The organism is Polaribacter atrinae, from assembly GCF_038023995.1.
In the GTDB taxonomy this organism is placed as follows: domain Bacteria; phylum Bacteroidota; class Bacteroidia; order Flavobacteriales; family Flavobacteriaceae; genus Polaribacter; species Polaribacter atrinae.
The window spans coordinates 3,824,114-3,835,651 of record NZ_CP150660.1 but is presented as its reverse complement, the minus strand read 5'-3'; the positions used below and the strand labels follow the sequence as shown (position 1 = coordinate 3,835,651).

Sequence of the window (11,538 nt, the reverse complement as noted above, 5' to 3'; positions counted from 1 at the left end):
TTAGGCCGCATTGTTGATAATTCGTTTTAGTTTTAGTTCCATTTCTAATGGTGTTAAATAATCCAGGCTTGAATGAATTCTCTTTGTGTTATACCAAGTAATGTATTGGCTTACTTTGTCAAATAATTGCAAGTAAGATTTAAATTTAAAGCGATACAGCCATTCGTGTTTAATAGTCTTGAAAAAGCTTTCCGCTACTGCATTATCCCAACAGTTCCCTTTCCTGCTCATGGATTGTGTTATATTGCTATTGAAAGAAAAGATATTAGTCATTGTATTAGCTGAATATTGAACCCCTCTGTCAGAATGAAATATGAAGTTATTTGAAATATCTCTTGTTCTTCTAGCATGAACCCAGGCTTTTAGTACTGTATTTTGAACCGTCATGTCTTCACTTAACGCCCATCCTACTACTTTTCTGTCAGCTAAATCTATAATAGTTGTTAGGTAATTCCAGCTGTTATTTACCCTAATATAAGTAATATCTGACACCCATTTTTCTCCTATTATTGAACTTGAAAATTCTCTATCCAGTTCATTTTTAGCCAATGGAAAGCTATGCTTGGAATCTGTTGTGTTTACAAACTTTCTTCTTAAAACACTTTTTAGTCCCATTTCTTTCATCAATATTGCGATATAAGAACGGCAATAATTCAGGTCTTCTCGTTCTAACATTTTTTGTATTCTACAGCTTCCATAAATCTCTTTACTGTCTTCAAAAATTGCCTTAATCCTTTCTTTTAGGAGTATTACGGAGTTTTTAGCTCTTACTAACCCCCTGTTCTTACGCCAATTGTAATATGCATTTTTACTGACCCGCATACATTTACACATCTTCTCAACCACAAAATCTGTTTCATTTGATAATATGAATTGATATTTTATTGGTCGCTCTTGGAAAAGATGCTTACTGCCTTTTTTAAAATATCACGCTCCATTTTCACATCACGTAATTCTTTACGCAGCGCTTTAAGTTCTTGCTCTTCTTTAGTAAGTTCCCTTTTCTTGGAAAAGTCTCCAGATTTAGCCTCATAATCCTTTTTCCAACGACTTATAAGGCTGGGAGCAACACCATAGTCCTCGCTAATTTGTTTTGCCTTGATTCCTGATTGCAATAGTTCTACTATTGTAACCTTTAATTCGTTATCGTATCTTTTTGCCATAATTCAAATATATAATTTATGACCGTAAAAATTCGTCACATCTAAACTAGACAATCCACTTCCAAAATAAAAACTTATTCTGAATTACTGAAAATTCCTGAATTAATAAATAAACCATCCTTTATTTACTTTAACACTAGATTGTCTGAAAAAAGACTGAAGTCTGACAAAATAGTTTTAAATGAAATGTTTGAAAAATTTAAGAATGAAAATATTAATATTATTTTTATTTCAAACGGTCTTGAAAGTGAAAATTATAAGAAGTGGTTTATAAAAATGAATAATCTCAATTTAAATGGAATTCACATAAACTTTGACAATTATAATCATTATAAAAGTTATTTAAAAACTGAAATAATTGATTTGAATGAAAGAACAACTTTCCCTCATTATCTTTTAGCTAATAAAAACGGAAAAATTACAGATACAGTTTTTGACGGAAAAATACATTTAGAAAAAATTGAAAATCTAATTGAATAAAAAACGTTTTACAACACCGTGTAGTAAAAATTGCTTAATTTTAGCTTAACCAAAAGTTGTTGCTTTTTTATTCACTTCAATTTTCCTTCGGAAAATAGCCGTTCATTAAAAACGCAACTTTCAATACACAACAACGTTGGCAACAATTTAATAATGAACTTCCGAAAACTACTTCTTACATCTCTAATTTGCTTATTATTTGCAAATTGCACGAACAATTATAGATATTGTGAAGTTTATCAATATGAAAATATCGACAGTTTAAATCAAAAATTAGTTAAAAACATTTCTTACAATAAAAATGGACAAATTTTAACTGAAGAATCAAATGGATTTAAAACATCAAAATATATTGGAGGTTCAAAATTTAAGAATAACTATTTCTATTCAGATAGCCTACTAACAAAAGTGATTACATCATACCCTAATGATGATAGTTTCAAATCAATTAATAAATACTCAAAAACAGGTATTTTATTATCTAAAGAAAATTATGACTTCAAGCAAAGATTAAAAAAAAGTGTTGATAAAGGAATTGGTCGACCTGACGGATGTACAATAAATAGTGATGATTATGAGAAAGAAAAATCTTGGCAAGAATTAAGTAATGTCAAATATTTATATAATAAAGACGGAAATAAAATAAAAATGATTACCAAAATAAATAATGGTATTTTCATAAACGTTTATAACTGGGAATATGACAATAAGAACAGAATAAGTAGCCACAGTTTTTATGAAGATGATGAAAATCTTATTTGGAAAGATGAATATAGTTATTTCAATAATGGATATAAAGTAATTAATACTTGGTATAACAATTACACACGACAATCAACTCATATTTATGAACTTGATGAAGAAAAAAGAATAATAAAAGAAACTGTTAGGAACGAAAAAGGACAACTGAAATATATTACAATTACTGATTATTTGAATAATAATTTAGTTTCCAAAAGGATTAGATATAATAAATTAAATGAACCAGAAGTAACACATATTTTCAAATATAAATAAAAACTGTTGCCAACACCGTGTATAATTAATTGCTTTGTAAGTGCTCATCTGGAATATTCCTTCGGAATATTCTCAGGTACGTCAAAGTTTACTAAATTAGTTGCTTAACCACGCAACTAACCATACACAACAACGTTGTACATAATTAAAACCAAAATCTGAAAATGTGTGAAATAGATTGGAATTTACTTTTTGATTTCATAAAAAGCCTATCAATTATTCTTGCATCTGGAGTAGCCATTTATGGAATTAATTCTTGGAGAAGAGAAACAAAATGGAAAAGAAAATATGAATTAGCTGAAGAAACATTATCACTTTTTTATGAAGTTCAAGATGCTATTTCAATAATTAGAAGTCCTTTTGGAAATACTAATGAAGGAAAAACAAGAAAACGGAATGAAAATGAAAGAAAAGAGGATTCTGAAATTCTTGACCAGGCGTTTGTAGTAATTGAGAGATTTGAAAATAATAAAGAACCTTTCTATAAATTGAGAGCTTTAAAATATAGATTTATAACAATATTTGGAAAAGAATCCGAAGAGTACTTTAACGATATTGTTAAACTTACAAACCGAATAATGACAGTATCTGGATTTTTAGGAAGAAGATACTGGAAAGACCAAGGAAGAAGAAAATTTACAGATCAACAATTTGAAAAACATCTGAAAAAAATGGAGGAATACGAAGCAATAATTTGGGAAGATTATGGAGAGAATAATGGTGATGAAATAAAAGAAAAAATAGAACAAATCATAAGCGGAATAGAAAAGGTTTGTAATTCAGTTTTAAGAAAGAAATAACTATGTACAACACCGTATATAATTTATTGCTGGCTTCTTGCCTACTTACGAAAGTCCTCGCGGACTTTCTTTGTCCGTAATTATTTACTAAATTAGTTGCTTAAACCACGCAACAAACCATATACAAAAACGTTGTACAGCATTAAACCAACATAATCTATGAAAATAAATAAGGTCGAAATTTCAAAATTTCGTTCGATTGAAAAAGGAGAATTTAACTTAACTAATCTCAACGCGATTGTCGGTCAAAATAATTCTGGAAAATCAGGAATTATGAGAGCATTAAATTCTTTTTTCAATCCTAATTTAGAACTTAGATTTTACAATGATGGCACGAACTTATTTAGTACTTCTTATTCTGTTCCAAGAATTATCATTTCATTTTCTAATATTTCACAAAACTCAATCTTTATAAATTATTTGATAAATGATATAGTTAAAATTAAACAAGAGTATAATAAAAAAAGAAAAAAACTTGATTATTCAATTTTAGACGTAAATAAAAAATATAAGGTTTTAACAGACGATGAACTTAAATCTCTTCATACAGAAATTCAATTTGTACTAATCCCATCTGAAAGAGGATTAATCAATAACTTAGAGAATGAAACAGGAGTTTTAAGAAATCTTTTTGACAAATTTTTCCTTGAAAATTATTCACAAAGAGACACACTCACACCTAAAGTGAAAAAAGCGTTTGAATATTTTAAAGACAAAGCACTTAAAAAAGTATCAAAAGGAATTGAAAGCAAATATTTAGCAAAAAGGGGATTTGAAATAACGATTGACAGCAAATATCCTTTAAGTTATGAATTATTCATTAATGATTTAGCAATTAAAATAAGTGAAGGAGACAGGTTTTTTAAACTAGAAGAATGTGGGAGCGGAATACAAAGTTTGGTAGCGATTTCAGTATATAAATATCTAGCTGAATTAAGTCATTCTAATTTCATTATTGGAATCGAAGAACCTGAAATAAATCTTCATCCTCAAGCACAAAAAGAATTGATTTATTCTTTGGTTGAGGAAAGTAACAATAATGATATCCAAATTGTATTTACCACTCATTCAACCGTATTAATAGACCAATTAGAACACTCCGATATAATTTTAATAAGAAAAATAGATTGTGTAAAGAGAAAGTTCAAATCTATCATTAAACAGTTGAGCAATACCTTTTGGGATGACTACAATCTTGACAAGTTAAAATACAATAAGTTCCATAGATTTAGAAATTCAGACTTCTTTTTTGCAAATCACATTTTAGTTACAGAAAGTCCAGTCGATTCCGAAGTGATTAGAAATCTACTCTTAAAAGACAGAATTAACATTGAAAAAAATGGTGTATCTGTATTAGAACTTGGTGGAATTACATCCTTAAAGTATGCATTTTATTTAATCAAGGAATTAGCTTTACCTAAAACATTTGTAGTTGATAAAGATTTTTTCCTACCATATTCTAACGGTAAAAAAAGTACTAGTCGTGATAGTAATGGTTTCTTTAAGTACAAAGACACTTTTAAATCAACCAAATTAATTCCTGAATTGTTACCTATAAAAGCAAAAAGAGATTTAATAGAGAAATACTTTTTTTCTAACCATACAAAATCTTTACAATTAACACCTGATTTTGATTTAATATGTATGAATTATAATTTAGAAATGGACCTTTTATCAACATCTAATGGTAAAAATTTGACCTATAGTTATTTAAATATTGACGAGGAAAACAGAAATTCAAATTATTTATTTGAAAACAGAGATGAAAGAATTAAGGACTTAGATGTGTTACTCAATATTATAAATAATTCTGAAAAAAGGAATTTACCTTATTCAATGAGATATATTATAAAAAGATTTGAAAATTTAAAATAACGCTGTACAACACCGTATATAATTTATTGCTAGTTCTAGCTTACTTACGAAAATCCTCGCGGATTTTCTATTCGGTTTTTATTTGCTAAATTACGTGCTAAACCACGCAACAAACCATATACAAACACGTTGGCAACAATAATGAGAAAAGCACTTTTACTATCAATATTATTTTTTTCAAATCAAATTATCTTCTCTCAAATTGAAAAAGATATTTACGAATTGAATTCAATAAATAATTTATTAACTGATGAAGTTAAGATAGTCATTGAACATAATGTTAGTGAAAAACAAACAGTATTTCTTGGAGAATCTGTGCATTATAGTGGTTCTGATTTTCTTGCTAAAACTGAATTTGTAAAATATTTGGTAACTGAACACGGTTACAAAGACATTGCTTTCGAAAGTGATTTTTTCGCTCTATTATTTGACCACAATAAACATAACTTATATTCAATGTGGAATAAGTCAAATCAATGTAAAGAACTCTTCGATTTCCTTGAAAAAAATAAAGTGACAATTTGGGGATTTGACAATAAATTATATTCAAGGTATTCATATCAAAATTTCACGAAAAAACTATCTGAAATTCTTAAAAAAGACGAATTTGAATTAAGCACAAAATTTACTAAACTTATCAAATTAATTATAAAGAATCAGTATGATAGTAGAAAGAAATTATCACAAAAAGAAATTGATTATCTAAAAGCATATATTACAGAACTTCAAAAAAATAAATTAATTAAAACAAACAAAATTTGGAATCAAATTTTAAAAAGTATTGAAAGTGCTATTGAACTTTATACTATAAAAGACAATTATTCAGATAAGAATAGAATTCCAATAAGAGACAAACAAATGGCTGAAAATCTTAATTTTTTAGTCAAAAATAATCCAAATAAAAAATTTATTGTTTGGCTTGCAAATGGACATATGTCAAAATCTAAAAGTACGTTACTGAATGGTCAAACTATGGGATATCAATTTAGAGAACTAAATCCAAATAGTTCTTATCATATTGCTTTTGGTTCAATAAGATTACCTGAAAGAAAAGAAAAAGACATCATAAAAGCTGGAAAAAAAAGTAATAATATTTTGTCTCTTTTGCCTTCTCTTGAAAGGAATTATTTTCTAGATGCGAAAAAAATAATATCAAAAAATATAGAATTAAGAAATAAATTTTTTAATGATATGTATATTTTTAATTTACCAAATGACAAAACAAAATTACTGAATCACTTTGATACTCTTGTTTTCATAGCAAGAGGAGAAGAAGTTAAATATGAAAAATAAATTACAGTTGCCAACACCGTGTAAAATTAATTGCTGGTTTTAGCCAATTTACGAAAGTCCTTGCGGACTTTCTATCTGTGATTTATTTACTAACTTAAGTGCTTAAAACACGCAACTAATCTTACACAAAAACGTTGTGCTTAATACGAAAAACGACACGGAAAAAACATTAATAAAAAATTATGAACGATTTAAATATTCTTGACAAACCAAAAATTCATTCAGAAATTGAGAATAAATCTAAAGAAATAGGATTTACAATGCCTTCTGACTTACACATCGGAACATTTCTAAAAACACTTATAACATCTAAACCTAAATCAACTTTATTGGAATTAGGAACTGGAATTGGATTATCACTCTCTTGGATGATAGACGGAATGGACTCTGAATCTAGATTAATTAGTATTGACAATGACCCTAAATTGATTGAGATAGCTAAAAATTATTTCGGACAAGATAAACGAGTGGAAATAATATGTGCAGACGGAACTGAATGGATAAAAAATCACAATGAAGATAAATTCGATTTAGTTTTTGCAGACGCTTGGCCTGGAAAATATAGTGAGATTGAGGAAATTCTTGATATGATAAAAGTTGGTGGATTATATATAATTGACGATATGTTAGCTCAACCAAATTGGCCAGATGGACATCAAGAAAATGTTGACAAATTAATTGAATATTTAGAAAACAGAAAAGATTTCAATTTGACAAAAATGAATTGGTCAACTGGAATTATAATTGCAACAAAAAAGTACTAAGCACAACATTGTATATAAAAAATTGCTTTTTTGTGCTTAACCAATGTTAGTTGCTTTGTTTGCTAGCTTCTGATTTTCCTTCGGAAAATCCTCGCACACAAACACGCAACTTTCCATATACGTAACCGTTGCCAGTAATTTAAGCCGAAACGTGAAAATTACATTGAAAAATATAGATTAATCGTATTTTATATATTAAATTCACAAATAAATCAAGTAACAAATCAAATTTTGAATTTTGTTTGTAACTAAATAAAATAAAGGTCTTCACTAAAAGAAGCGTGGACAGGTGTCCAACTGAAGCAATTCAGTTTTGTCGGGTTCGATTCCCGGCCGAAGGAGTATTAAAAGTCTTTCTTCGGCCGTGATTCTTCCCAATTAATCAACTATGACAGAAGAAGAAATAAGAAATTACTTTGATTATCACAATTCCAATATGAAATCCTTGAAAATTGGATATATTGAAATGCGCAATCAAATAAAATCATTTTATAAGTCTACTGATAAAAATGGAACGCTAATTTATAGCTTACAAGATACCGACATAAAAAAAATTCGATTACAAGAAAAGGAGTTATCTTTTAGTCGAATATTGTCAGGAATACAAGTTTCTTGGGCAGAAGAGAGCTTAAAACGGTTATTATACGAAAAAGACCTATTGAACGATAATCAACGAAATTATATACTCAATAAACCGTTAATTGAAAAATGGTTAGAAATATTTAAAATTGTTTTTTGTTTTGCTTATGATTTAACACCTGACAATGATGAATTTTGTACTCAAGTAAACATTAGAGGAGAAAGACATAATCTTGGGAATAAACTAGTTCAACAATACTTAACGTTACGGAGAATTATATCTGAAAATTTAACACCAAATTTTGCAATTAGAAACAAGGTTCAACACGGAGAATGGAATTTTGCTTTTGAAGCACCAATTTCAGAAGTTTTCAGTCAAAGATTAACCGATAAAATAAACAAGGAAAACATCATAACAACAACATCAAGATATAATATAGTAAATTCAGTATACAATATGATTGTCGATTTAGGAAGGTTTAGAAGTGATAGCTTTAAACTTGACTCAATTACAACGCCATTTGAATATTTTTATGATGATTATCTAAAAAAAATAAACTTTGAAATTAAGAAAATAGAATCCTGCGATTTAGAAAAGTTTATTAACGATATAGTTCAAAGACAAATTAGAGGATTAGAATATAGAAATAGAACATAAAAAAACTACTGGCAACACCGTATATAATTTATTGCTAGCTTCTCGCCTACTTACGAAAGTCCTCGCGGACTTTCTTGGTCGGTAATTATTTACTAAATTAGTTGCTTAAACCACGCAACAAACCATATACAAACACGTTGTAAAACATTTAAAAATGAAAAATATTTCCAAAAAGATTATTCTGAATTTATTAGTAATTCTATGTTATACTGAAGTTTATTCTCAAACCTTACCACCTGTTGAAAACGATGATTTGAGATCTTCGATTTGTAGGGCTGCATATCTTGCTTTGCATGGACCTACACCTGTTGTTTCGTTTGAAAGCGTAATATTAAAAAAAATACAAGTTGACTTTGATGACCCAAATAAATTTTATAAAATTTCCGAATTTTTGAATGATAATCATAAAAACTTAATTTGTGGAGATGACTCAAATACAAAACACAGAAAAAATGAGCATATTTTTAAAAGAATGATCGCTTTACAAGACTATGCATATATAGATCATTTAGCAGAAAATGATGAACTCTATTCAATTAATTGGAAATTATATGAAATTATTGAGGGTAAAAAAGAAACTATTTTAGATTATGTCAATATGATTATTGCAGATAAAGAAAAGTTCAATGAATATGACGAAGATGGTTTGTTTGAATTAAGGGATATGCTAATTGAAATGGGAGTTAAAAAAGGAAGTGAACTTTAAAATTAATGATTCGAAAATAAAACGTTTTACAACAACGTATATAAAAAATACCGCGAGTAGTTGCTAACACAAAGGTTCGTTCATTTTTAGGAAGTCGACAAATTTTTAAATTTGACGATTTCCCAAAAAATAAAATAAATAGTAAAATCTAAAAATTTGGCTTGTGTTTCATCCGAATAGTTATCGCTTATTTTCAGCGCTACTTTTCATATACATAACCGTTATAGCCCATTTAAAAAAACCGATGGATACCAAAGCTAAAAAAATTTTAATAAATACATTTTGGACCAGTTCTGGTTGGAGAGATGAAAAAATTACTGGCACAAAAGATTTTGAATATGCGAAATCAAAAGGAGTAATGTTTGAAAAAATCACAATCGACCACGAAGAATTGGGGAGAAAATTATTGAAAGTTTATGATAAAATTGACAAGCAACAAGTTGTTGACTTTTTTATCGCAAGTTTGACTTCAAGAAAATTAGAATATCGTTCGTTTCTTTCGAGTTTTGCAATTGCTCGAGTTTTTAAAACACATAAATTCCAATCAACTGATTACAAAATTTGTAAAAATTGCGGAATTTATAATAAGGGAAAAACTGAATATGATTTGAATGTTTTAAATTTTGAAAAAATTAAATGGGGCGGAGTTAGATTCTCGAGTATAGAATATGTATTATTTGATTTAGAACAAATAGAAAAAATAACAAATGCAAAACCAACGAAAGAGGATTACGAAATTTTAGAGGATATTAAGAATGTGATTATTAATTTACCACAAGAAGAAAGACCAAGACAATTGGAAAAAAAATTATCGAAAGTTTTTAAATCGAATATAAATGAAAGAGAAAATATTCTTAACATATTAGGAATATGCGGAATTTTAGAAACTGAAGACCAGAAAGGTTTCTATAATAATTTTATACCTTACAACGAAAGAGAAGATAGACCAGTTAATAAAACAGATTGGTCATATCCAGTTGATTGGTGGCAAGGAAAATTCGGAATTAATAAAGAAGTTTGGAATTATTACTTCGGGTAAAAAAACGGGCTATAACACCGTATATAATTTATTGCTGGCTTCTTGCCTACTTGCGAAAGTCCTCGCGGACTTTCTTTGTCCGTAATTATTTACTAAATTAGTTGCTTTAAACACGCAACAAACCATATACAACAACGTTGTGTGTAATTAAGCCACTGAATCCCCAAAAAAAAAGAAGAAAAAGAAATGGAAGTATTACTTTATCAAATAGGAATTTTTTTAGCGATATTAATTGCAGGAAAATTAGGAGAAAAATCAAGAATTACGGCAATCGTTTTAATCTGTATCTTTACTATTCTACAAGTTTATATGTCTTGGCTTTTAATTTTGCAATTCATAACAATAATATTTTCATATATAATTTCTAAAAAAATATTTTCCACAGAAATAAAAGAAAATATTTCATCAAAAAAAGAAAACTTAAACTTAGAATCTATAAAAGAAAAACTAAAAAAAGAATTAGAAGAAAAATCACCAATAGAAAAAAAGAAAAAAATTATAAAAAAAATTAAAAATATAGAAAAAACCGAAAAAAAAGACGCTATAAAAAAAGTAGAAAAGAATCCTACATATATTTCTAAAAAAATAACTCCTGAAGTAAGGAAAAACTTATATACAGTTGAAGAAATACATTCTTTAAATGGCTTAAGTACAGAACCCAAAACTCAAGAAAAATTATCAGCTTTAAGAAGAAATTATCCTAAATATAATATTTTAATGATTGATAACATCAGGAAAGTATTGAAAATTGATTCAGATATAAAAATTATTGAAAAAAACATATATATAAGTCCTGAAATTGTTTATCAGCCTGAACTGCTTGCCCAAAAATTAGAAAAATCATATAAAGATACAGGAATAACAACATTCAAAAAAAACGCAGGAAAAAAACAAATTAATAATAGAAAATCTCCCGAATTACAGCAAAAACTAATCAACCAAGTTGTAAATAAGAAAATTATATTAAAAAAGAGTTTAAATAAAAAATTGAAGGAAGGACAAACAGGAAAAATTATTGATGTCTTTGACACAAATTGTTTTGCCGTAGAATTTTATAACGGAAAAAAAATAATTACAGTTAACAATGAATCAATATTTTTTATTGGAATAATGGATTTTAGTCCTGTAAAATAAAAAACTACACACAACACCGTATAAACTTTA

General features: G+C 27.6%; 11 protein-coding genes. 10 read left to right on the top strand and 1 reads right to left on the bottom strand.

Going from position 1 to position 11,538, the window contains the following annotated elements; genetic code table 11:
* Nucleotides 1-1,163, bottom strand: a protein-coding gene (locus tag WG945_RS16790) for an IS3 family transposase (protein ID WP_340866702.1) whose coding sequence is annotated in 2 segments (ribosomal slippage) — nt 1-923 and nt 923-1,163 — 1,164 coding nt in all. Because the reading frame shifts where the segments join, the coding sequence is not laid out codon by codon here.
* A 66-nt stretch (nt 1,164-1,229) separates the two neighbouring features.
* Here WG945_RS16790 and WG945_RS16785 point away from each other — a divergent pair.
* The 10 genes from WG945_RS16785 to WG945_RS16740 all read left to right on the top strand — a co-directional run bounded on the left by WG945_RS16785 (nt 1,230) and on the right by WG945_RS16740 (nt 11,508).
* On the top strand, nt 1,230-1,643 hold the full coding sequence (locus WG945_RS16785) for a thioredoxin-like domain-containing protein (RefSeq protein ID WP_394364780.1): 414 nt from the start codon (nt 1,230-1,232) through the stop codon (nt 1,641-1,643).
* A gap of 153 nt (nt 1,644-1,796) precedes the next feature.
* Nucleotides 1,797-2,660 (top strand): hypothetical protein, encoded by an 864-nt coding sequence (locus tag WG945_RS16780; protein WP_068452274.1) that lies wholly within the window; start codon nt 1,797-1,799, stop codon nt 2,658-2,660.
* Nucleotides 2,661-2,824: 164 nt separating this feature from the next.
* Nucleotides 2,825-3,460: a hypothetical protein gene (locus WG945_RS16775; protein ID WP_068452272.1), complete on the top strand. Its 636-nt coding sequence runs from the start codon at nt 2,825-2,827 to the stop codon at nt 3,458-3,460.
* A gap of 159 nt (nt 3,461-3,619) precedes the next feature.
* Nucleotides 3,620-5,335: an ATP-dependent nuclease gene (locus tag WG945_RS16770; protein ID WP_068452269.1), complete on the top strand. Its 1,716-nt coding sequence runs from the start codon at nt 3,620-3,622 to the stop codon at nt 5,333-5,335.
* A gap of 141 nt (nt 5,336-5,476) precedes the next feature.
* Nucleotides 5,477-6,628 carry an erythromycin esterase family protein gene (locus WG945_RS16765; protein WP_068452266.1) on the top strand — a complete coding sequence of 384 codons (1,152 nt, stop codon included), beginning with the start codon at nt 5,477-5,479 and terminating at the stop codon, nt 6,626-6,628.
* Nucleotides 6,629-6,810: 182 nt separating this feature from the next.
* Nucleotides 6,811-7,392, top strand: coding sequence for an O-methyltransferase (locus tag WG945_RS16760; RefSeq protein ID WP_068452263.1), 582 nt, complete (start codon nt 6,811-6,813; stop codon nt 7,390-7,392).
* A gap of 388 nt (nt 7,393-7,780) precedes the next feature.
* Complete coding sequence (locus WG945_RS16755; RefSeq protein ID WP_068452260.1) at nt 7,781-8,629, top strand: hypothetical protein; 849 nt, start codon at nt 7,781-7,783, stop codon at nt 8,627-8,629.
* 154 nt (nt 8,630-8,783) lie between these two features.
* Entirely contained in the window at nt 8,784-9,335 is a 552-nt protein-coding gene (locus WG945_RS16750) for a hypothetical protein (RefSeq protein ID WP_157603721.1), read from the top strand.
* 244 nt (nt 9,336-9,579) lie between these two features.
* Nucleotides 9,580-10,374, top strand: coding sequence for a hypothetical protein (locus tag WG945_RS16745; protein ID WP_068452234.1), 795 nt, complete (start codon nt 9,580-9,582; stop codon nt 10,372-10,374).
* Between the two features lie 309 nt (nt 10,375-10,683).
* Nucleotides 10,684-11,508, top strand: coding sequence for a hypothetical protein (locus tag WG945_RS16740; RefSeq protein ID WP_340866699.1), 825 nt, complete (start codon nt 10,684-10,686; stop codon nt 11,506-11,508).
* Nucleotides 11,509-11,538: the final 30 nt, after the last annotated feature.

What these genes read in the sequence shown, in the direction of transcription:
- WG945_RS16780 (WP_068452274.1), top strand. Translation starts at nt 1,797, where the DNA reads ATGAACTTCCGAAAACTACTTCTTACATCTCTAATTTGCTTATTATTT.
- WG945_RS16775 (WP_068452272.1), top strand. Translation starts at nt 2,825, where the DNA reads ATGTGTGAAATAGATTGGAATTTACTTTTTGATTTCATAAAAAGCCTA.
- WG945_RS16770 (WP_068452269.1), top strand. Translation starts at nt 3,620, where the DNA reads ATGAAAATAAATAAGGTCGAAATTTCAAAATTTCGTTCGATTGAAAAA.
- WG945_RS16765 (WP_068452266.1), top strand. Translation starts at nt 5,477, where the DNA reads ATGAGAAAAGCACTTTTACTATCAATATTATTTTTTTCAAATCAAATT.
- WG945_RS16760 (WP_068452263.1), top strand. Translation starts at nt 6,811, where the DNA reads ATGAACGATTTAAATATTCTTGACAAACCAAAAATTCATTCAGAAATT.
- WG945_RS16755 (WP_068452260.1), top strand. Translation starts at nt 7,781, where the DNA reads ATGACAGAAGAAGAAATAAGAAATTACTTTGATTATCACAATTCCAAT.
- WG945_RS16750 (WP_157603721.1), top strand. Translation starts at nt 8,784, where the DNA reads ATGAAAAATATTTCCAAAAAGATTATTCTGAATTTATTAGTAATTCTA.
- WG945_RS16745 (WP_068452234.1), top strand. Translation starts at nt 9,580, where the DNA reads ATGGATACCAAAGCTAAAAAAATTTTAATAAATACATTTTGGACCAGT.
- WG945_RS16740 (WP_340866699.1), top strand. Translation starts at nt 10,684, where the DNA reads ATGTCTTGGCTTTTAATTTTGCAATTCATAACAATAATATTTTCATAT.